At 38.5% G+C, this 22981-nt stretch carries 22 protein-coding genes; 11 read left to right on the forward strand and 11 right to left on the reverse strand.

Translation table 11 applies throughout. The features are described 5' to 3' along the window. Positions 1 to 78 precede the first annotated feature (78 nt). The 6 genes from proC to tadA all read left to right on the forward strand — a co-directional run bounded on the left by proC (position 79) and on the right by tadA (position 4483). The gene (proC, locus tag RI844_RS08720) at positions 79 to 894 is read left to right on the forward strand and encodes a pyrroline-5-carboxylate reductase (RefSeq protein ID WP_348398059.1); all 816 of its coding nucleotides are present in this window, start codon (positions 79 to 81) and stop codon (positions 892 to 894) included. 75 nt (positions 895 to 969) lie between these two features. Then, complete coding sequence (locus RI844_RS08725) at positions 970 to 1518, forward strand: YggT family protein (protein ID WP_348398060.1); 549 nt, start codon at positions 970 to 972, stop codon at positions 1516 to 1518. 100 nt (positions 1519 to 1618) lie between these two features. Continuing rightward, positions 1619 to 2062: a DUF4426 domain-containing protein gene (locus tag RI844_RS08730; protein ID WP_348398061.1), complete on the forward strand. Its 444-nt coding sequence runs from the start codon at positions 1619 to 1621 to the stop codon at positions 2060 to 2062. A gap of 109 nt (positions 2063 to 2171) precedes the next feature. Continuing rightward, on the forward strand, positions 2172 to 2762 hold the full coding sequence (locus tag RI844_RS08735) for an XTP/dITP diphosphatase (RefSeq protein ID WP_348398062.1): 591 nt from the start codon (positions 2172 to 2174) through the stop codon (positions 2760 to 2762). Between the two features lie 30 nt (positions 2763 to 2792). Beyond that, positions 2793 to 3950, forward strand: coding sequence for a radical SAM family heme chaperone HemW (gene hemW, locus RI844_RS08740; protein WP_348398063.1), 1158 nt, complete (start codon positions 2793 to 2795; stop codon positions 3948 to 3950). 17 nt (positions 3951 to 3967) lie between these two features. After that, a complete protein-coding gene (gene tadA, locus RI844_RS08745) occupies positions 3968 to 4483 on the forward strand; it encodes a tRNA adenosine(34) deaminase TadA (RefSeq protein WP_348398064.1) in 516 nt (171 codons plus the stop codon). Between the two features lie 249 nt (positions 4484 to 4732). Here tadA and mltF read toward each other — a convergent pair whose 3' ends face one another. Beyond that, positions 4733 to 6163, reverse strand: a complete 1431-nt coding sequence (mltF, locus tag RI844_RS08750; RefSeq protein WP_348398065.1) for a membrane-bound lytic murein transglycosylase MltF — start codon at positions 6161 to 6163, stop codon at positions 4733 to 4735. Positions 6164 to 6381: 218 nt separating this feature from the next. On the opposite strand from mltF, the gene purL reads away from it, so the two are divergent. Continuing rightward, positions 6382 to 10287, forward strand: coding sequence for a phosphoribosylformylglycinamidine synthase (gene purL, locus RI844_RS08755; protein ID WP_348398066.1), 3906 nt, complete (start codon positions 6382 to 6384; stop codon positions 10285 to 10287). 76 nt (positions 10288 to 10363) lie between these two features. Here purL and RI844_RS08760 read toward each other — a convergent pair whose 3' ends face one another. Then, positions 10364 to 11266 carry a class I SAM-dependent methyltransferase gene (locus RI844_RS08760; RefSeq protein WP_348398067.1) on the reverse strand — a complete coding sequence of 301 codons (903 nt, stop codon included), beginning with the start codon at positions 11264 to 11266 and terminating at the stop codon, positions 10364 to 10366. Positions 11267 to 11445: 179 nt separating this feature from the next. Further along, positions 11446 to 12270, reverse strand: coding sequence for a sterol desaturase family protein (locus RI844_RS08765; protein WP_348398068.1), 825 nt, complete (start codon positions 12268 to 12270; stop codon positions 11446 to 11448). A 175-nt stretch (positions 12271 to 12445) separates the two neighbouring features. On the opposite strand from RI844_RS08765, the gene RI844_RS08770 reads away from it, so the two are divergent. Continuing rightward, entirely contained in the window at positions 12446 to 13456 is a 1011-nt protein-coding gene (locus RI844_RS08770) for an AraC family transcriptional regulator (protein ID WP_348398069.1), read from the forward strand. A gap of 73 nt (positions 13457 to 13529) precedes the next feature. On the opposite strand, the gene RI844_RS08775 is transcribed toward RI844_RS08770, so the two are convergent. Further along, positions 13530 to 14708, reverse strand: a complete 1179-nt coding sequence (locus RI844_RS08775; RefSeq protein ID WP_348398070.1) for an MFS transporter — start codon at positions 14706 to 14708, stop codon at positions 13530 to 13532. Between the two features lie 121 nt (positions 14709 to 14829). Here RI844_RS08775 and RI844_RS08780 point away from each other — a divergent pair, with 121 nt between their 5' ends. Continuing rightward, entirely contained in the window at positions 14830 to 15504 is a 675-nt protein-coding gene (locus tag RI844_RS08780) for a nitroreductase family protein (protein WP_348398071.1), read from the forward strand. A 174-nt stretch (positions 15505 to 15678) separates the two neighbouring features. Here RI844_RS08780 and RI844_RS08785 read toward each other — a convergent pair whose 3' ends face one another. From RI844_RS08785 to RI844_RS08815, 7 genes are all read right to left on the reverse strand, one after another. Beyond that, positions 15679 to 16338 (reverse strand): peptidylprolyl isomerase, encoded by a 660-nt coding sequence (locus RI844_RS08785; protein WP_348398072.1) that lies wholly within the window; start codon positions 16336 to 16338, stop codon positions 15679 to 15681. Positions 16339 to 16437: 99 nt separating this feature from the next. Further along, on the reverse strand, positions 16438 to 16968 hold the full coding sequence (locus tag RI844_RS08790; RefSeq protein ID WP_348398073.1) for a hypothetical protein: 531 nt from the start codon (positions 16966 to 16968) through the stop codon (positions 16438 to 16440). Between the two features lie 112 nt (positions 16969 to 17080). Next, positions 17081 to 17662 carry an acyl carrier protein phosphodiesterase gene (locus tag RI844_RS08795; protein ID WP_451923624.1) on the reverse strand — a complete coding sequence of 194 codons (582 nt, stop codon included), beginning with the start codon at positions 17660 to 17662 and terminating at the stop codon, positions 17081 to 17083. A 2-nt stretch (positions 17663 to 17664) separates the two neighbouring features. Next, on the reverse strand, positions 17665 to 18306 hold the full coding sequence (locus RI844_RS08800; RefSeq protein WP_348398075.1) for a GNAT family N-acetyltransferase: 642 nt from the start codon (positions 18304 to 18306) through the stop codon (positions 17665 to 17667). Continuing rightward, positions 18272 to 18502 (reverse strand): hypothetical protein, encoded by a 231-nt coding sequence (locus RI844_RS08805; protein ID WP_348398076.1) that lies wholly within the window; start codon positions 18500 to 18502, stop codon positions 18272 to 18274. Before RI844_RS08805 ends, RI844_RS08800 begins: the two co-directional genes overlap by 35 nt. A 60-nt stretch (positions 18503 to 18562) precedes the next feature. Next, positions 18563 to 18949: a ribonuclease E inhibitor RraB gene (locus tag RI844_RS08810; protein ID WP_348398077.1), complete on the reverse strand. Its 387-nt coding sequence runs from the start codon at positions 18947 to 18949 to the stop codon at positions 18563 to 18565. 79 nt (positions 18950 to 19028) lie between these two features. Beyond that, positions 19029 to 19397, reverse strand: coding sequence for a hypothetical protein (locus RI844_RS08815; RefSeq protein ID WP_348398078.1), 369 nt, complete (start codon positions 19395 to 19397; stop codon positions 19029 to 19031). 156 nt (positions 19398 to 19553) lie between these two features. Here RI844_RS08815 and RI844_RS08820 point away from each other — a divergent pair, with 156 nt between their 5' ends. Next, positions 19554 to 22388, forward strand: coding sequence for a S9 family peptidase (locus RI844_RS08820; RefSeq protein ID WP_348398079.1), 2835 nt, complete (start codon positions 19554 to 19556; stop codon positions 22386 to 22388). Further along, positions 22389 to 22931 carry a GNAT family N-acetyltransferase gene (locus RI844_RS08825; RefSeq protein ID WP_348398080.1) on the forward strand — a complete coding sequence of 181 codons (543 nt, stop codon included), beginning with the start codon at positions 22389 to 22391 and terminating at the stop codon, positions 22929 to 22931. It begins immediately after the preceding gene. The last annotated feature ends 50 nt before the right edge of the window (positions 22932 to 22981 follow it).

Below are 22981 nucleotides of genomic sequence, written 5' to 3' on the forward strand. Positions count from 1 at the left end.
AGAAACGAAGAGCATGAACGGTTCTCATATATAACACCACTTCCTGAATTTATTTCAGGATCTCAAACAGGAAGTAACATGAAAAAAGTCGCATTTATCGGCGCAGGTAATATGAACAGCAGCATCTTAGTTGGCATGGTCAATCAAGGTTTTAACGCTAATGACATTATGGTAAGTAACCCTAGTGCGCCGAAACGTGAAGCGTTGGCTCAGCAATATGGCGTACAGCAAAGCGAGGACAATATAGTTGCCGCTAATTTTGCTGATGTAATTGTGCTAGGCGTAAAGCCACATTTTATTAGGCAAGTTTGTCGTGAGATCGCCGCACAAGTTGATATATCCAATAAATGTTTTATTTCGGTGGCCGCAGGCATTAGTCTCGCACAAATGCAATCTGAGTTAGGTGATAGCACTGCCATTATCCGCTGTATGCCAAATACCCCTTCCCAGCTTGGCATCGGGATGACAGGAGTGTTTGCCAATAGTGCAATTAAAGCTGATGATGAAGCGTTTACCAATTCATTACTAAACGGAATTGGTAAAGTGTTATGGCTACAAAGCGAAGCAGAAATTGACGACTTACTGGCAGTTTCAGCCTCAGGTCCCGCATATTTCTTCGCCTTTATGGAAGCCATGCAAACCAAAGCAATGGAGTTTGGTTTTAGTGAACAAGTTGCCCGAGAACTCGTGCAGCAAACAGCAGTAGGCGCAGCACAAATGGTGATCCAAAATACAGATTCAATATCTACATTGCGAGAAAATGTAACTTCAAAAGGCGGCACAACCCAAGCCGCTCTGAATGTATTTGCTAATGGTAACCTGATTAGTTTAGTAGGTGACTCTATGGAAGCGGCAAAACAACGTTCCATTGAAATTACAGAAAGTAACAACTAAGTTTACACTCCTTAGTGGCTCTTAGTATATGATTAGACATACTTATTTTTTTATTAGCTTTTATATGGAGTATTCATGGAAGCGTTAGTGTATTTGCTAAATTTTGTTTTTGATGCCTATTTAATGATTTTGGTGTTGAGAGTTTGGCTACAAGCGGTGCGAGCCGATTTTTATAACCCATTTAGTCAATTTGTAGTGAAAGCAACCAACCCGGTTGTGATCCCATTTAGAAAAATTATTCCTGGATTTGCCGGTATTGACATGGCGACATTATTGGTCGCGTTTATCATCGGCTGTATGAAATATTCAGTGCTGGCACTAATTGGCGGCCAGGCCATTGAAATAATGTCATTGCTGTTTATCAGCTTTCTATTTTTAATAAAACAAAGCGGTACTTTACTGTTTGTGATCATGCTGGTAATGGCATTAATGAGCTGGGTAGTACAAAGCCGCAGCCCTGCACAAATGGTATTTCATCAGTTAACCGAGCCATTTTTACGTCCTATTCGCCGTATAATGCCTGACTTAGGTGGCATAGATTTATCGGTATTAGTGGCATTTATAGCGCTAAACGTGATTAATATTTTCATCGGTAGTGTGATCCCAATTTGGCATTACCTATAATTTATGTAATTTGGCCTACAGATAGTCGGTCTATTTTCATAGAGCGGCTATAATTAACTGTATTAATAGCATTTCAGGCACAGCCTATAAGAGAGGGCTTATGTTTAAATTCTTCACTAAAAGTATATTATTGATTGTTGCAGTTCTAGGTTTTAGCAGTGTTGCCAGTGCTGAGAATATGAAAAAATTTGACGATATAGAAGTTCATTATATTGGGCTTCCCACCACAATTTTACAACCTGACATTGCTAAAACCTATGGTATTGAGCGCAGTCGTTACCGCGGTTTTGTTAATATTTCTGTTTTAGATACAAGTCAAGAAGGCAACCCGGCTCTTAAGGTTGGTATTTCAGGAAAGGCGACAAACTTGCTTGGCCAACCAATGACGCTAGAGTTTGAAGAGGTTAAAGAAGGCAGCGCCATTTATTATATTACTACGGTTAAGTATCCAAATGATGAGTTATATCGTTTTGATATCTTAATTAACAATAATGGCAAAGAACATCGTTTACAATTCCAGCAAAAATTTTACATTGAGCAGTAAAAATAGTTAAACATCTTATGTTAATAATCAAAAAAGCGGTACAATGCCGCTTTTTTAATATCTAAAATTTAATTGCTTAGTTTAAATTCAATCATTACGGTATCCATCAATGAACAAAATCGTTTTAGCTACAGGTAACAAGGGAAAAGTTAAAGAGTTCGCTGAAATTCTAAGTGAGCATAATATCGACATAGTGCCACAAAGTGATTTTAACGTCAGCGAAGTTGCAGAAACTGGCACTACTTTTGTTGAGAACGCCATTATCAAGGCTCGTCATGCAGCAAAAATTACCGGTTTACCAGCAATAGCCGATGATTCAGGTTTAGAAGTTGACTTCCTTAAAGGAGCACCCGGTATTTACTCTTCTCGTTATGCTGGCGAGAACGGTAATGACAGTGCTAATAACACTAAATTATTGGCCGCCCTGGATGGTGTTTCTACATCACATAGAACCGCTCGTTTTCAATGTGTCATTGTTTATATGCGCCACGCCGATGATCCTACGCCAATTATTTGTCAAGGCAGTTGGGAAGGCGAAATTACCACTGAACAGCACGGTGAAGAAGGCTTTGGCTATGATCCATTATTTTGGTTAACAGACCATGCCATGACCTCGGCGCAATTACCTAGAGAGCTTAAAAACCAATTAAGTCACCGCGGCAAAGCATTAGCCAAGTTATTGCAAAGCTTTAACACCTAATACAATTTTTTAATTACAGAGACTGCCACCTTGTTAGTATCACCGCCATTATCTCTTTATATTCACATTCCCTGGTGTGTGCAAAAATGTCCTTATTGTGACTTTAATTCACATGCACTAAAAGCAGATATTGACGAACAAGCATACATTCGCCATTTACTTGCTGATTTAGATAACGACATTGCTCGCTTTAATATTGACCGACCATTGTATTCCATTTTTATTGGTGGCGGCACCCCAAGTTTATTCAGCAGCGAGGCTATAGAGCAACTGTTAATAGAAGTATTTAAACGATTTAAACCTGACACTGACCCTAATTTTAAGGTAGAAGTAACACTTGAGGCGAATCCGGGCACAGTAGAAGCAGATAAATTTAAGGGTTTTTATCAAGCTGGAGTTAATCGAATTTCAATTGGCGTACAAAGTTTCGCTTCAGATAAACTGATCAAACTTGGCCGAATACATGACAGTGAACAAGCCATACGCGCCGCCGAAATAGCCCAAGATTGCGGTATTAGCAGTTTTAATTTAGATTTAATGCACGGCCTTGAACAGCAGTCGGTTGCAGGCGCTTTAGATGATTTAAAGCAAGCGATTGCGTTAAAGCCAAAACACTTATCTTGGTATCAATTAACGATAGAGCCAAACACCTCGTTTTATTCAAAACCGCCAACATTACCAGAAGATGATGTATTGTGGGATATTCAAGAGCAAGGCTTTAAGCTGCTCGAACAGGCGGGCTATAAACAATATGAAATATCAGCATACAGTAAAGGCGATGAATTTCAGTGCCGACATAACCTGAACTATTGGCAAAATGGTGATTACTTGGGGATAGGCTGTGGCGCTCATGGTAAAATAACTGTACCTAGCGAAAACAATATTTACCGAACGGTGAAGGTAAAGCACCCTAAAGGTTATATGGATGATACCAGAGTGCACCTTGATCACATTCACAGTGTGCCTGAGTCTGAACGGCCATTTGAATATATGATGAACCGATTACGTTTGTTTAAGCCATTTAGCATGAGTGATTACGAAGCTGCGACAGGCTTACCTGGTGATACAGTTATAGAAGCCTTACAAACAGCTAAAAATAAGAAGTTGGTTGACCAGAACAATGGTTATTGGCAAGTTACTCAGCATGGTCATCGCTACCTCAATGATTTACTCAGCCTGTTTATTTAACTCGAAATGATTTTAATATGAATATTCAACAAATAAGCTGCGAGCAACAATTAGAAATTGATCAAGACTTTATGCGCCAAGCAATAGTACTTGCTGAACAAGCCGAAACCGAAGGTGAAATTCCTGTCGGTGCCGTGTTGGTTTGCAATGGCGAGGTTATAGCAAAAGGTTGGAACCAATCAATTCAACAGCATGATCCATCTGCCCATGCAGAAATGCAAGCAATTCGAAAAGCCGGACCAAATATGGAAAACTATCGAATGCTCGATTGTACTTTATACGTCACTTTAGAGCCTTGTCCAATGTGCGCAGGTTTATTGGTGCACAGTAGAATAAAGCGCTTGGTTTTTGCTGCCAGTGATTTAAAAACAGGCGCATGCGGTAGCGTGTTTAACTTAGTCAATAATGAAAAGTTAAACCATCAACTAGAGGTCACATCAGGGATATTACAGCAAGAATGCAGCACTATGCTGTCTGCGTTTTTTAAGCGCAGACGCAAAGAAAAAAAAGCAAGTAAAGCGACTAAAATATAAACCGTTAACGAATTATATTTTTGTAATACTTTATTTAATGATATTGCTATTAAGCAAAACCACTCTAAAGAACACTCGATAACGACTGTTTACTCTACGATTGCAGGCTCTTAACTGGCGACGGCGTTGGTTGGTCTTACAAGATCTGGGTCTCATTATTTGCACCATTTTTTGGTTTATTGTGAATATAACCATCAAAAATGACAATTTGATGACATAACTCACTTATTATTCACTTAATATGAATCACTAATCTTCGCTAGTGTCGTTTTTACTTTCTTCTGCATCTATTTCGGCTTCTTTACTGCCACCTTTTTCTAAAAATAACAGCGTATCGTAATAGGCGCGAATATTTTCCACATAACGGACCGGTTCATCACCACGAGCATATCCGTACTTAGTATTTTTATAATATTTTCGTTGTTTTAACAAGGGTAAAGATTCTTTCACGTCTACCCAGCGATCAGGATCGCCACCGCGACGCTCGGTGATCACTCTTGCATCTTCCATATGTCCCCAACCAACATTATAAGCGGCTAAAGCAAACCATTTTCGATCCGGGTTTTTAATACGTGCAGGAATACGGTTAATTAACTGTAAGAAATATTTCGCCCCGCCCTTTATACTCTGTTCAGCATCAAGCCGGCTTTTTACGCCCATTTGTTTTGCCGTTGGCAAGGTCAACATCATCATGCCTCGAACTCCGGTATAAGAACGAGCATGCGGCTCCCAATGAGATTCTTGATAGCTGATTGCCGCTAAAAAACGCCAATCCATATCAACACCGTGACGTTCAAATAATGGTTTGTATTTGGGCAATTTACTTTCTACTGCTTCAATAAACGTACGAGTATCAACATAGTTAAATTCTTGAATATGGCCATAATACTTATCTTCAAGTGTTAGGATAGTCCCATCATGATGAGCCTCACCAAAAAATTCCACCAGCGAGGCAAGCAAAGCGTCATCGCCTTCTTTGCTTAATACCCAGGCAATCGGTTTTGGTTGTTGAATGGTAAATGCGACGCTTATTTCAGGGTAATAACGACGGTTAATTGCTAAGCTATTACTGTCAGCAATGGTAAAGTCCAGTCGCTCTTCAAGAACTTCCAGCAATAACTCATCGGAATCAAATTCATCGGTTACCGTCCAGGATAAATTTGGATGTTCGGCTTGTAAGGCTTGCAAGTTTTCCGCATGGCTGGAATGCTCGGTTACTTTTAAGCTACCGGAAAAATCTTCTATTTTGCGAGGCCATTCTCGCCCCTGTTTGAATACTAACTTTTGACTAATATTAGAATAGCTGGGAGTAAATCGATATTTAGTCAGGCGCTCTGGCGTTACTGATAAACCGGCGGCAAGAATATCGACTTCACCTGTATCTATTTTCGGAAATAATTCATTTAAGGTATAGCTTGGTACTATTTCTAACTCAACCCCTAAATAATCAGCGTACGCTTGAGCTAGTTCGAATTCAAATCCACGCGGCCCTGTAGCACCAAGGTAATAACTATTAGGGCCAAACAATGTGCCGACTTTTAGCTTGCCGCGTTTAATAATTTGTTGCAGCCCTGAGGGTTCGCCTGGACCACTACAAGCGGTTAACAGAAAAGCTGCAACAAGTAATAAACTTGTTAAAGACGTCGCTATGTTTTTAAATTTATAGAGTATTTTTTTCATATCAATTTCATTGTGAAGTCATTTTTACATTTTTTACAGTCTTTTTTTAATTTTGTTTATAAACAATCTGTTTTACCCTTACTAATTCCTCTTAATTCTTTTATAATGCGCGCGAAAAACCAACATTTTAAAGTAGCAATTCCATTGTATTTCAACGCTCATTTGTAGTTCTGAAATTTAATGGAATTGATATTAATATAACTATGGTGACTACCTCTATGGAAATCTTACGCGGCGCACCTGCGCTTTCCGATTTCAGAATTAGTAAATTGCTTTCACAATGTGAGCAATTAAATCTTCCTGTAACAGACGTTTACGCTGAATTCATGCACTTTTCACACAACAGTGAAGTATTAAACAGTGATGAATTAAACAAACTGGAAAAATTATTAACCTACGGCCCAACTATCGAAGAGCATGAGCCTGCAGGTACGTTACTATTGGTAACACCACGTCCGGGTACTATTTCACCTTGGTCTTCAAAGTCTACTGATATTGCTCACAACTGTGGTTTAACCAACATCATTCGTTTAGAACGAGGGATGGCTTACTACATTCAAACCAGCAGTGAATTAACTAATGAGCAAACATTGCAACTTAGCAATTTAATTCATGATCGCATGATGGAAGTAATTTTTACTGACATTAATGACGCAAATACCTTGTTTGCAACTGCTGAGCCAACTGAATATACCACTGTTGATTTATTAACTGGTGGCCGCAATGCGTTAGAAACAGCAAACGTTGAATTAGGTTTAGCAATATCAAGCGATGAAATTGACTATCTGTTAGAGAACTTCACCAGCTTAGGTCGTAATCCTACCGATATTGAATTATATATGTTTGCGCAAGCAAACTCAGAGCATTGTCGCCATAAAATATTCAACGCCGATTGGACTATTGACGGACAAAAACAACCTAAGTCATTATTTAAAATGATCCGTAATACCCACGAATTAAATGGTGATTACGTATTAAGTGCCTACTCAGATAACGCCGCGGTTATGGTTGGTTCAGAAGCAGGTCGCTTCTTTGCTAACCCAGAAACAAAAGCTTATGAGTATACGCAAGAAGACATTCAAATTTTAATGAAAGTTGAGACTCATAATCACCCTACTGCAATTTCTCCTTACCCTGGCGCAGCTACAGGTTCAGGTGGTGAAATTCGTGATGAAGGTGCTACCGGTATTGGTTCTAAACCAAAAGCTGGTTTAGTTGGTTTCAGTGTTTCAAACTTACGTATTCCTGGTTTTGAACAACCATGGGAAACAGACTTTGGTAAGCCAGAGCGTATAGTTACTGCCTTTGATATTATGATGGAAGGCCCATTAGGCGGCGCAGCATTTAATAATGAATTTGGTCGTCCGGCAATTCTTGGTTACTTCCGTACTTATGAAGAAGAAGTACAATCGTTTAACGGCATGGAAGTTCGTGGTTACCACAAACCAATTATGATTGCCGGTGGTTTAGGTAACATTCGTGATGAACACGTACAAAAAGGCGATATTGTTGTTGGCGCCAGCTTAATTGCATTAGGTGGCCCGGCAATGAACATTGGCCTTGGTGGCAGCGCGGCATCTAGTATGGCGTCAGGCCAATCGGCTGAAAACTTGGATTTTGCTTCTGTACAACGTGAGAACCCTGAAATGGAACGTCGTTGTCAGGAAGTGATTGACCGTTGTTGGCAGTTAGGCGATGACAACCCTATTTTATTCATCCACGATGTGGGTGCTGGTGGTTTATCAAACGCATTCCCTGAGCTGGTTTCTGATGGTGGCCGTGGTGGTAACTTTGAACTACGTAACGTACCAAACGATGAGCGCAGCATGTCTCCGCTTGAAATTTGGTGTAACGAATCACAAGAACGTTATGTTTTAGCAGTTGCTCCTGAGCGCATGGACGAATTCACTGCAATTTGTGAACGTGAGCGTGCACCTTTTGCGGTTGTTGGTTATGCCACAGAAGAAGAGCACTTAACGGTTACAGATAACCATTTTGATAACAGCCCAATTGATTTATCTCTTGATATTTTATTAGGTAAAACGCCTAAGCTGCACCGAGACGTTGAGCGTTTAACACAAACAGGCGCCGAGCTTGAGTTAAATGATATTGCTTTAGCCGATGCCGCAGATCGTATTTTACGATTACCAACAGTTGCAGAGAAAACATTCCTAATCACCATTGGTGACCGTACGGTTACCGGTATGGTTAACCGCGATCAAATGGTTGGTCCTTGGCAGGTTCCAGTGGCCGACTGTGGTGTTACCGCAGCAGCACTAGACAGCTATCATGGTGAAGCGATGGCTCTTGGTGAAAGAACACCAGTTGCCCTATTAAACTTTGGTGCATCGGCTCGTTTAGCAGTAGCAGAGTCGTTAACCAATATTGCCGGTACTGACATTGGCGATTTAAACCGTATTAAATTATCTGCTAACTGGATGTCAGCTGCAGGTCACCCAGGTGAAGACGCAGGTTTATATGAAGCTGTTCACGCCATTGGTGAAGAGCTTTGTCCAGCGCTTGGTTTAACTATTCCAGTTGGTAAAGACTCGATGAGTATGAAAACCAAGTGGACAGAGAACGGTGAAGACAAGTCAGTTACTGCACCTATGTCTCTAGTAATTACCGCTTTTGGTCGTGTAGAAGATATTCGTAAAACTGTTACTCCACAGCTACGCACTGACAAAGGCGATAGCCGCATTGTTGCCATTGACCTTTCTAAAGGCAAAAATCGCCTAGGTGGTTCATGTATCGCTCAGGTTTATAAGCAACTAGGTCAAAATACACCAGACGTAGATAGCCCAGAAACATTGAAGAACTTCTTTATTGCAATGCAACGTTTAGTACGTGAAGAAAAACTTCTTGCTTATCATGATCGCTCTGACGGTGGTTTATTTACTACCGTTGCTGAAATGGCATTTGCCGGTCACACTGGTGTTGATATCGACATTTCAAAACTTGCGGGTGATGATTTAAGCGTATTATTTAATGAAGAGCTAGGCGCGGTAATTCAAATTCGTGAAGACGACGTTGATGCTGTTCATGCACTAATTGATGAACTTGGTATTACTGATTGCTTCACTGATATTGGCCGAATTAACAATGAAGACGTTATTCGATTTAGCCGTAATGGTGAAGAAGTACTCGCTAACTCTCGTACTTATTACCGTACCGTTTGGGCTGAAACTACGTTTAAGATGCAGTCTTTACGTGATAACCCTGATTGTGCAGAGCAAGAGCATGCGCTTAAGTTCGACACTGAAGATCCTGGTTTAAACACTGAACTAACATTTGATCTTAACGAAGACATAGTTAGCGATCTTATTGCTAAAGATGCAGTAGATGAAACGAACCCTAAAGTTGCAATTTTACGTGAGCAAGGTGTTAACTCTCATGTTGAGATGGCAGCAGCATTTGACCGCGCTGGCTTCTTAACCATTGATGTACACATGTCTGACATTTTAGGCGGCCGTGTAGATTTAGCCGACTTTAAAGGCTTAGTTGCTTGTGGTGGCTTCTCTTACGGTGACGTACTAGGTGCTGGTGAAGGTTGGGCTAAATCAATCTTGTTCCACGATGATGTTCGTGAAATGTTCCGCACATTCTTCCACCGTGAAGATACGTTCTCACTAGGTGTATGTAATGGCTGTCAGATGCTTTCTAACTTAAAAGAAATCATTCCTGGCAGTGAATTATGGCCACACTTTGTACAGAACAAATCAGAGCGTTTTGAAGCACGCTTTTCATTAGTTGAAATTCAAGAATCTCCATCTATCTTCTTTAAAGGTATGGAAGGTTCACGTATGCCAATTGCTGTGTCACACGGTGAAGGTCATGCAGAATTTAAATCAGAAGAGGCTATCGGCGCAGCTAACGATTCAGGCACAGTATCAGCACGTTATGTTGACAACTACGGTCAAGTTACTGAAACATATCCATCAAACCCTAACGGTTCACCAGATGGTATTACGTCACTAACGACCACAGATGGTCGTGTAACCATTATGATGCCACATCCTGAACGAGTATTTAGAACAGTTGCCAATTCTTGGCATCCGGATGAGTGGTTAGAAGATTCTCCTTGGGTGAGAATGTTCCGCAACGCTCGTAAGTTTGTTGGTTAATCAACAATAAGAAACAAAAGAGGCACCGTAAGGTGCCTTTTTTATTCTCTATTTTTGCCCGTACTGAAATACGTTCTCATAGAGGATTGTATGCAGTAATAAACCATGCGCTCGACGGTGCCCAGACGCTGCCATCTTCACGCTCAAATTTACCAATCACATCAGTAAGAGCTAATTCAACTTCAGGTTTGAGTCGTTGCCCTTCTTCTCCAGCTAAACGAATTATTTCACCACATGGGCCTAACTCTAAAGCAAATTGGATAGCTTCTTCAATACTACGACCAATACATATCTCTGAATCAAAACGTTCAAACTGAACTCGCTCAAAGCCAACCGCTTGCAACATGTCGCTGACCATATCAGGACCAGACATAGAAAATGGGCCTGGGCCGCAATGTACAGCGTCGGTTTCTTCATGAGAGACCACTGGGACGATTTCCTTAACGCACAACTCAGCATCATGAAGCCAAGGGTTGTCTTCTCTTTTTCGCCACACCACTTGGGTGAACTTAGCCCCCGGCTTTAACGAGGAACGAATATTTTTCAGCGCCAGACTTGGCATGTTAAAAAACATAGTGCCAAAGCGAGCAAAGGCTTCGTCATAAGGACCACCTAAATCATCTACTTCTACATCAGCAACAAAAAAATTAGTATTTTTTAGGCGCTCTTGCTCTGCCGAAAGCTGACATTCTTGGATAAAGTTCGTAGCGCAATCAACCCCATAGGACACTCCGTCAGCACCGATTAACTTCGCAATACGAATTGTACAATCACCAAAGCCACAACCAACATCTAACATTTTTCCGTCAGTAGGAGGTGGGTGTCGTTTAAATACTTGTTCGCTAATAGCTGCATAGCCCTCGACAAAGAGAAATTTAAACCGGCTAAATTTTTTAAATAATACTGTATTCCATGCTTCTATCACCACATCATTGGCCATTATTACCTCCCATAAAAATCGATTAAGCTCGAAAGACATAATAGCAACTAGTGTAGTTCATTTTTAAATAACAGTGTTTTTATGACGTACTGTAAACTTAAGCTTCTCTGATTGGTTATAATATTATTCATCGCTGCTGAATATTCTGTACAACTCGGAAGTTTTTTGGTTTACGATAAATTTTAATTTAGATCTGACCCTATTATTTCAGCTATTCTTCATTTTTCGCTGTTAACCGAACTGCTAGGGTAAGACAGTAACTCCGTTATTTTTTCCCTAAATCCATGCTTCTGCTTCACCATTTTTATTAAATGCTGCCACTGATGAAAAGTGATCGTTAACGGATTATTACTATTTATTTGGCCAATGATACCGTAGTGACAAGGGTTGTCTTTATCTTCAGCAACGAATGTTCCAAATAATTTATCCCAAATTATAAGCACACCGGCAAAATTTTTATCAAGATATGCTGAGTTCGTTGCATGATGAACCCGGTGATGCGATGGCGTGTTGAATACTTTTTCAAACCAACCTAATTTATCAACAACTTGGGTATGGACAAAGAATTGATAAGCTAAATTAATAGCCACTACCGTAAATACGGTACGAGGGTCGAAACCAATGATGATCATTGGTAGCCAAAACAACCACATACCAGCAACTGGATACATTAGGCTTTGTCTAAAGGCGGTTGAAAAGTTCATCTTGGTTGAGCTGTGATGCACAACATGTGCCGCCCAAAACCAATGAATATTATGTGAGGCTTTATGAAACCAATAATATAAAAAATCTTGCAGTAAAAAGGCAATGAATAAGCTTACAGGAGTTAAACTTATCTCCAACAAACGATATTGATGTAACCAATAAAAGAATGGCATCAGCAACAATAATGCAATCGCATCAGTGCCTTGATGCAACAATGCCAAGACGCCATTAGCCAAACTATCTTTAATTTCATAAAAACCACCATGAGCAAAAAACTCATAGCATATAAAGGCTAAAAACAATGGGCTTAACGCCAATAAAATCACTTCGGAATTCATCTTTAATCGACCTCCTATTTAACAAAAAAATAGTACATTGAATTTACCAGTCTTTGCTTAAACAAAATTAATATCAGCTCATTCCAAGTGAATGAGCACAGTGAGTAACTAGCTTATAAAAATAATTCATGGCAAACTTGTAAATTGATGACCTCTTTTTCTCTTTAAGTGACATATGGATACAATAACGAATACCTATTTTTCAAGTGTACTTGAGTATTTAGAGAAAAATGGTATTGATAGAAATACGGCGTTATCTGCAATTCAATTTGAGCGCCATGATGAAGTTAATTTCAGAGATAAAAATAATAGAGTGCCATTAACCCAATACAATGCTCTGCTGCACTTCGCTAAAGCTTCATTATCTGAGCCATTATTTGGCTTTTTTTTAGGACAGGATATTCGTACTGCAGATTATGGTTTACTAGGTTATTTAGTTGAGTCTAGTGAAAATTTGACTACTGCTATAAATGCCTTAATTCAGTACGACACCTTAGTTGCCGATATTGGCAAAGTGAAATTCTGTAAAAACCACAAATTTGCTGAAATTACCTGGATACCAAATCATAGCTGTAATGAGCAAGTTGTATTGCGTAATATGACCGCGTGGGTTGCGGTCATTAGACAGTTAATTGGTGCGCATTTATCACCAACAAAAGTTTGTTTTAGCCACCATTGGAAAGCTGAGCAAGAAGAAATTTTAGCTGCTTGGTTCCATTGTCCGGTAACAGGCAATTGCAAAACAAACAGAATACAATTCCCCTTAAATTATTTGACGCAGCCATTTCGAACCGAAAACAGCAATATTCATCAAATGTTAAAACAAGAGTCTGAACAACAGTTAGATCAATTACGTGAGCAAGAAAAGTTTTTCGACAAGGTGAATCAGTTTTTAATGGCTAAAACTGATTTGCAAGAATGTGACATTAAAAACACCGCAGCAAGTTTTCACTTATCAACACGCACTTTACAACGCCGGCTAAAAGAAGATCAGGTTTATTTTTCACAATTGTTGGATCTGGAGAGACAAAGGCGATTAAAGCTATATCTAGGGAAAATGTCTTTGGGACAGATTTCAACAGAGTTAGGTTTTAATGAACAAAGTTCTTTTAATCGCGCTTTTTATCGTTGGTATCAATGTACGCCTTTAAATTACTTAAAAGCATCTCTAGCATATAACGGCTAGCTCCTAAGCTTTGGTATACATTAATAATTTTTCTCATCTATAGCATTAACCAACATTACCTAGGTGTTAAATGTTAAACCACTGCAATTGCCTTTTGCTCAGGTTTAGTATTCACCCATTGGCTAGCGAGTAATGAACAAGCGGCGATACCTGCACCAGCATAAAAGACTAAGCTTGGACTGTATAGCCATAACAAACCAAAGCTTGCCGGGATCACCACTGCTGCTATGTGATTTATTGAAAAGCTTACGCCAGCATTCGAAGCTATATCTTTCGGATCTGCTATTTTTTGGAAATAGGTTTTGATCGCAATTGCCATGGCAAAAAATACGTGATCAATAACATACAAAGCTGCGGCAATATTCGCATTTTCAACTAAAGCATAACCGCTGAATACAAGAATTAATCCTATGTATTCAAATGTTAACGCTTTACGCTCACCAACTCGGCCAATCCATGCACCTATTTTAGGCGCAATATAAATATTCAGTAAATGATTCAGCATATACAACAAGGTGATATCAGCCACTGAATAGCCAAATTTTTCAACCATCATAAAACCTGCAAAAACAACAAATATTTGCCTTCTTGCACCACTTAAAAATGTAAGTAAATAATAAAGTGAATAACGTTTACGAAGAATTATTTTTTTATGTTGAACCACTTTTTCAGGAAAATGCGGCATGAATAGCCACATCCATAACGTTATGGTTAGTCCTAAACCACCTAGAATTACATAAGCGTTGATAAACTCCATAGAAAAATAACTGAAGGCCAACCAAATAAAACCGTATACAACTAGCGCAGCAATCGATTTTATCGAAATAAGTTTACCCAGTTTTTCGGGTGCTTCTTCTTTTGAGAACCACTGCAAGCTCAGTGATTGATTCACCGTTTCATAATAATGAAAACCAATAGACATGATAACAGTTGTCGCATATAAGCCGTACTCTGAAGGGAAGTAGCCGGTTACAGCAACACCAATAGTTAATAAACATAACGAAGTTAACGCAAAGGTTTGCTCTTTCATTATTAATAATAAAAAAATTGCAGTAAAAGCTAAAAAGCCCGGAATTTCGCGCAGTGACTGCAACATACCGATTTCTGCGCCACTAAAGTTGGCAACTTCAATGGTGAAATTATTCAACATAGCCATCCACCCCGAAAAAGCTAAGGTCATAACTACAGATGATAAGACTAAAAACACAAACGGTGTTTTCCAAGGATGATGAATTTGAGATTGCACTGACATAAATGCTGATAACTTTAGATAGGTAATTAGTGCTCATATTAGCAAATTTTTTACTTGATTGATAACCGTACAGCTAGTTATGCTAAGACAAAATGTATCTAAATAATAATGAGAATATTCTATGAAAGATCATGATAGTTCACCACTGAATGACTTTATTGAGTACCCCGCTGATGAAATGCTCAATCGTTCCGAAGATTTTTATAATGACATTAAGCGCCGTCATTCAGTGCGAAAATTTAGTGACCGAGACGTCGATAAAGCGGTAATAGAGAATTGCATCAAGGCCGCAGCTTCTGCCCCAAGTGGCGCAAACCATCAGCCTTGGCATTTTGTTGCCATACATTCCAGTGAAATAAAGAAACAAATACGCGAGCAAGCTGAATTACATGAGCAAGGGTTTTATGATGGCAGAGCCGGTGAAGAATGGTTAGATGCTTTGAAACCATTAGGTACTGATGCGAGTAAACCCTATTTAGAAAAGGCACCTTGGTTAATTGCTATATTTAGTCAAAAGCGTGGCGGCTTAGATATTGAAGATAGAAATACTAACTACTATGTCCACGAATCGGTTGGAATCGCGACCGGATTTTTAATTAATGCTTTGCATAGTTCAGGTTTAGCAACACTTACTCACACGCCAAAACCAATGTCATTTTTAAATAAAATATGCCAACGTGGTGATAATGATAGAGCGTATATGTTATTAATTGCAGGCTACCCTGCTGCTGATGCCACTGTGCCCAAACATGCGCAAACTAAAAAGCCATTCGATGACATAGCAACATTTATGTAATACCTTTTAAAAGACGTTACAAATCTATTGCCATGAGATATAGGATGTATTGAATGCCACGTTCGCATGGACGTGTTCGAGCTGTCCTTGGCGATTTGCATTCCTTCTTCCTTGAAGTAAAAAATACACGTTGATTAATAAATCAACGAGTATTCATGGTTATTTTAGTAACTGCTATCTTACTGCAATAGCCGCGGTCATAATCAACAGTTCTTCACTCGGTTTACCGCTTTGGCTTCCCAGTTTTTCAAGTTCTTGCAAGGTATCCATACCATCAACGACCTGACCAAATACGGTATGACGTCCATCTAGAAAACGAGTTTCTTTAAAGGTAATAAAAAATTGTGAACCATCGGTATTTGGTCCGGCATTCGCCATAGATAACATGCCGGGTTTACTGTGGCTTGCGTCTTGATGAAATTCACCTTCATATTTAAAACCAGGGTTACCACGGCCGGTCCCCTGAGGATCGCCACCTTGCGCCATAAAACCAGGGATAACCCGATGAAATTTCAACTCATCATAAAAGCCCAATTTAGTTAGATATATTGTACTTGAAACATGCATAGGAGCGTATTGTGGAAATAACTCTATAGTTACCGGACCTTTATTTGTTACCAGCTCCCAGAAGTATGTTTTGTTTTCTGCGAATGTTACTTGTGGAGGTTTAGGTAATTGCTCTTTCCATTTATCTGCTGATTTATCTATTTCTTGTTCCGCGATAAATGTATCAATAGATTTTATGGCTGGATCGTTATCAACCAAAGTACCAATAATTAAAGCGCCAATGGCAAATGCGTAAACGTAGCCAATTTTTTTAGTAAATGCTTTCATAATATTTTTCTTAATTTTTGAATCGCTCAAGTATATAAAATAAGTTTACAAACTTAAAGCATCCTTGGCAGTTTGCATTTCTTGTTGTTGAAATAATAATTAAGGTATTTGCGCTAGTTTTTCATAGTTATTTAAAGTGAACGGAATTTCTTTACCACTTTCAAAGTCAAATAAAGAGCGTTCAACAGTAGATAATTTACCAAGGTAAATGTGTAATGCGTGACTTGCAGTATTTTTTGCAGTAACCGTATGTATTTGTTTCGGGCTGAGTTTCTCGACTTCTCCTGCACCTAGACTTATTGATTGCACTTCTTTATATATACCATTGCTATTGTCAAAAAAAGTATGTTCTTCAGTACCTTGGTAAACACCAACGACGACGTGCATCTTATGATCATGAGCCGGGACAACTGTACTTGGTTCAAATCGACAATACCAAATAGAAACAGTGTCATCTTCAAACAACATTCTTTCACACTCTGCAATTATCGGCATGTGATTAATAACATTCTCACAGTCAGCTACGGTATATTGCAGCAGAGATTCAGCTGCTTTAATGGGGTTTTGGCTAACCGCAGCTTGGCGGGCTTTAACAATAAATTGCTCTAAGTTAAAATTATTTACCGGCATAAAAACTTTTCATCGACTATTAAAATTAAATTTTAACAAAACAACTTAATTAAAGTCTTAGCAACAATGTTAAATTCGAGGTCAATTAATACCATTCTGCATAAGTACGTTTTTATTCTTTGCCGTTGGTTAGCATGTATATTTGTAATTGAGGGAAAAACTCTAAGAAGGCAGATTCATATTGCTCGTAGTGTAATTTTACTTCTTCAATTGCACCCGCTAAATTATTTTCAAAACGGATCCTTTTTGAAATTGAGTCTATCGCCTTACCGGTATGATCAATATCTTGATATGAGCTAAGCCAATCCTGACTAATCATTTTATCAACTGTAAAGCGCATTCTTTCGGGCATTATATCGAGTACTAAACTAAGTTGCTGATAACTATGCTGACTAAACTCGTTGAATGATAGCTCACTAAATTTATCCCAATGACGCACTAAAAAATGATCAAAAACCACATCAGAGATAACCGCTGAAAAACGCCGTCGCTTAGTTGTTAATAACAACTTTAATGCTCTAACGCACGGATGATTATCGGTATATTTATCGATAACTCGATGATTATAAATGCCATTAACAACAGGCAATGGTAATAAGCTTAAATCAACACCTTTGGTAAAGTCGCCCATTAGATTTCCAGCCAATGAGTATTTGGTCGGTTTGGCAAAATAAAGGTGCGCTAAATAATTCAAGATTACCGCAACCTATATAGTAAAGTTGCGTGATCTGAAATACCGGTAATTGATGATTTTCGATAGGCTATTTGTTTAAACCCTAATGATATATACAACTTTTCAGCCAATGGATTAGACTTGGCAACATCAAGTGACACTGACTGATAACCTTGAGCCTCCGCTTTGTTGATGGCCCAAGCAATTAATTGCTTACCTACCCCTTGACCTCGACATTGCTCTGCCACACCTAAGTGGGCTATATATAAGCTATGTTTTACCGGTTTAGGCACAATACATTCAAAGCGTAAGCCCCTAATTGCAGCAAAAGGAAACCGCCAACGATAAAATTTCAGCATATCTAAAATACACCCCATTTCCATGCTTTGCGCTTCATTACGGTCAAAACAGGCAATACTTGCCACTACCTGTTCATTAAGTAAGGCAACATGGTGGTTTTGAAAACCGAATTGACTTCGTCCTCTAGAAAAACTTTCCTGCAGAAACGGTTTTGATTGTTGAAAGACATAATCAAAAGCTGCTGGCCCAGAACTAAAGATATAATTAATTGTTGGGGTTGCATCAGCAACTTGTGCTGCTCGAATAGTAATGGACATAGTTACGAATAAATTAGCCCATGTCGAGTTCAATATCAGTACAACCATTAGGACAAAATATCCCTGACTGATTCGGATTTTTATTTTCAGATTTGTTGTTACTGGGAGGAATTAAAATTAACGTTTGTTGACAAACTTTACATTTGACTTGCCGACCTAGCATAACTTTTTTAATGATTGCCTTTTGGTCATTAAATGATTTGGCGGTAAGTTTATTAAGCTTTGAAAAATCTACAGCTGACATGATTTCTTCTATTGGCGTTATTTGGCTATTAGTATTAATACTAATCCTTTACATAATTACTTAATTTAGATTATTCCCTTGCGGTAAACAATACCAACCATCATAAATACCATCAAACTTTCGAGCTTCAGTTTCCAACAGCAGTTGATAACTGATGATATTAGTATAACTTGCCTGCATTTCTGGATAAGCGGTAATTTCCCATGGGTATTCAGGGTTAGCCAAATATGGACAAAATGAAAGCTTTTGATTATTAGCCAAAAGCGAACGACCAAATTTTAATGCTAATTCTTGTGTTTGAAAAATTACCGAAAATTGAATTTCTCTCGGTCTATTCAAATCATCACCTTCCTGCGCCATATGCCACAACATATTGCCATTTGGGTCGACTGGAAATTCAGCTGTATCTCTCTCAATATTATAACTTTTATCGGTTCTATCCATCATTTAACTACCTATTTTTATAAGTCATTAACTTTGAACATCCATCTCTGGTATATATAAAAGTTTAGCAGCTTTTTTAAAATTAGTTAGTACTTGGCGCTACCCTAGACAGGGTAAAGGTTTCACCGGTTAGGATGTGTTGATAGGTAAATGAATCGTCATTTAATTGGCTGATTTGATAAACTTGATAATTATCTTCATCTTCCATATTCGCTGGGTATTGTTGATTATTGACGATTTCAGACTTAGTAATTGTAAAGTGAATATCGCCTACCAGCCCCCAGTCACCTTGCTCGCTGACCTCTTCGAGTAATGTACCATCAATGTTATAAGTATAAAAAGTAAAGACAAAACTACCGTCAGCAAAAAGCTGAGCAAATTCGCTAAAACTTTCTTCACCGCTCTTTTCACTACGATGCCAATGACCAATTAATTGTGTGCGATTAAACATAACGATGTTCTTTTTAACATTCTCTATTTATTGAGCCATTATACTCGTATATTTTACACTTTACCGCTTAAAAACGGCTACCTGTCCAAGTTACTATTGATTTAGTTAAGTAAAGACTGTGATAATCATTACAAATTGATCACATAAAAATATTATATGAATTTATCTCTTATCGGTACACTGAAAAAATTAACATTTTCACTGACATTTACCTTAGCAATAGTAGCAAATATTAATGCCGAGCAACGACCGTTAGCAGTAACGGACATTATGAAGTTTAAGCAAATTGTTAAACCTCAATTAAGTGAAGACGGACAATGGCTTGCTTATAGTGCACAGCCCGATAGAGGGGATAGCACTTTTTATTTAAAAGCAATTAACAGCCCTAAACAATATCAAGTGGAAAATGGCACAAGTGGTGCTATTTCAGCCGATGGCCGTTTTGCCGCAGTCACTATTCCCCCTACTTTGTTAGCAAAAGAGCAAGCAGATAAAAAAGCTAAAAAGAAACTTAAGAACAATCTGGAAATAATCACTTTAGCAAGTGGTGCACGAGTAACGTTCACTAAGGTTGAGTCGTTTCAATTAAGCGATAAATTTGGTTATTTAGCTTTTATAAGCGAAATTCCTGAAGCTGAAGATAAATTAGCTGATGAAGCAACTACTTCTGAACCAGCTAACACTGCTGAGCAAAATGACGAAGAAGCAGAGATAAAATTATTTAATAGCAAACGCATAAATAAAAGTTTAACCATTGTTAATCTTGAAACTGGGGAACAGCAAGTTATAGAACAGGTTGATGGTTATGCTTTTGCTGAAAAAACACCAAATCTGGTTTACGCTATCTCAACTAAAGACGGTGTTGAAAACGCTCTTAAAGCGTTAAATGTAAAAACCAGCAAAACCAGCTTATTAGTTACTAAAGCTAATAGCAGTTTTAATGGTTTTAGCTGGAACAATGAAGGTAATAAAGTTGCATTTTTACAAGGCGATTTTAGTCAAGAAAATGATATTCGCAGCCATATAGTAAAAATTTGGAAAAGTAACAACAATAAAATCAAAACCATCAAAACTAACGATAAACAAGCGGCTAATTGGTATATTCCAGAAACCAATAAATTAACTTGGTCGCTTGACGATGAACGTTTATTTTTTGGTTTCAAACCTGTTGTTGAAAAACTAGCAGAAATTGATACTAAACCAGAATCAACTGATGACCTGTACAATATTGAAAAGTTAACTGAAGGTCGTAACTTACAAATTTGGCATGGTGATGATTCATTAATTAAAACTAATGAAAAATACCAACTAGGCAAAGATAAAAAGTCATTCTTCACCGCTGTTTTCCATGTAGATGACAATAAGCTTGTACGCTTAGCCGACAAAAAAGTAATTTCAGTAAAAGCTAGCAATAACGAAAACGCAGTAATTGCCAAAACAGATTTAAATTATCGTAAGTTAAGAACTTGGGAAGGTTTTTTTAGCGATATCTATATAGTTGATTTAGATAACGGTAAAAAATCACTGGTGACTAAAAAGCTAAGTAGTTACAGCAATGTAAAACTAAGTGAGTCGGGTCGTTATGCCGCGTTTTATGAAAACGAAAACATTTGGATTTATGATCGAAACAATAACAAAAAGCGCAATATCACCAAGAATTTACCGGTAAGCTTTGCTGATGAAGATCATGATTATCCTAGTAAAGTTCCTGGTTACGGTATCGCTGGCTGGTTAGAAGATGATGATGGCGTTTTAGTGTATGACAAGTTTGATATTTGGTTATTACAAACGGATGGCGATGATGCAAAATGTTTAACCTGTGCAGTTGGTCGTCCTAACTCATTACAATTTAGAGTAAATAAACTTGATGATGAGCAAGACTACTTCAGCGATGAAGAAAGTTTATTGTTAACCAGTTATTCTGATGAGCTGAAACACTTTGGTTTTTATCAACTTAATTTAGCCAATGAGCAATTAACAAAACTGTTGGAAGAGAATAAAAAATTCAAGTTTATCGCGAAAGCAAAACATGCCGATAAATTATTGTATACCCGTGAAGACTTTAATGAGTACCCTGATATCTGGGTTGCAGATTTAAACCTTAGCAACAATAAAAAAATAACCAATGTTAATCCGCAAAAAGATGACTTTTTATGGGGGCAGTCTGAATTAGTCGAATGGCGTTCAAACATGGGAGTAAAACACCAAGGCGTATTGATTAAACCGGCAAATTATGTAGAAGGTATGCAATACCCTGTAGTTGTTTATTACTATCGCCGTTTTTCACAGCGCATGTATGAATTTAATGCGATGAAGGTTAATCATAGGCCTAACTTCCCATTTTATACATCAAATGGTTACGCCGTATTCTTACCCGATGTACACTTTGAAGTAGGTACTCCAGGGCACTCGACTAATAAGTCTATTTTACCGGGCCTGCAAAAAATCATCGACATGGGTGTTGCCGATCCAAAAGCAATTGGCTTACATGGCCACAGTTGGAGTGGTTACCAAACATTGCACGCGATTACTGAAACCGATATATTTGCCGCAGCAGTATCTGGAGCACCAGTATCGAATATGACCAGTGCATACTCTGGTATTCGTCTAGGAACGGGCTTAGCTAGACAGTTCCAATATGAGCAGGGGCAAAGCCGAATTGGCGCCAGCATGTTTGAGCGTAGAGACCTGTACATAGAGAACTCGCCAGTATTTTTTGCTGACCGTATTAATACGCCATTACTAATGCAATTTGGTGATGTTGATGATGCTGTACCTTGGCAACAAGGTGTAGAAATGTATATGGCAATGCGACGTCTAGAAAAAAATGTGATTTTATTGCAGTACGAGGGTGAACCACATCACTTGAAAAAGTACCCAAATAAAGTCGACTATACCATCAAGATGAAGCAGTATTTTGATCACTACTTAAAAGGTGCTCCGGCAGCTAAATGGATGGTTGAGGGTGAAGCATACCGAGAGAGTAAATAAATGATAAACGTTGAAAATTCTGAGCGCTTAAGCTTTCGTCTTATGGATGAAAACGATGGTGAGTTATTATTTGAATTAGATCAAGACCCAGAAGTAATGAAGTTTATTAATGGTGGTAAATCCTCTACTTGGGATGATATTAACAATAGATTTATTCCACGGTTGAATGCGTACCGTAAGCCAAGCGAAGGCTGGGGTTTATGGCAAGTAAATATTACTGATAGCGATGAATTTATCGGTTGGGTGTTAGTTAGACCGGTAGATTTTTTTAATGAACAGCCATTATGGAATGATCTAGAACTAGGATGGCGCTTTAAGCAAAATTCTTGGGGTAAAGGTTATGGTTTTGAAGCAGCGCAGCAAATAAAAAACGCCTTAGCTCAACTAGGCAAGGCCGACTTTTTCACCGCACTTGCTGATGATGGAAACCTTGGCTCTATCAACATAATGAAAAAGCTTGGCATGACTTATTTGAAAACGGATTTGCATAAAGATCCGTTGGGCGACGTAGACGTGGTTTATTATCAAATGAAAGCGACTTAAGAAACAAAGAAGGGGCTTAAAGCCCCTTTTTATTTTCTATTATTTGTTGC

Source organism: Thalassotalea fonticola, assembly GCF_032911225.1.
GTDB classification, from domain to species: Bacteria; Pseudomonadota; Gammaproteobacteria; order Enterobacterales; family Alteromonadaceae; genus Thalassotalea_A; species Thalassotalea_A fonticola.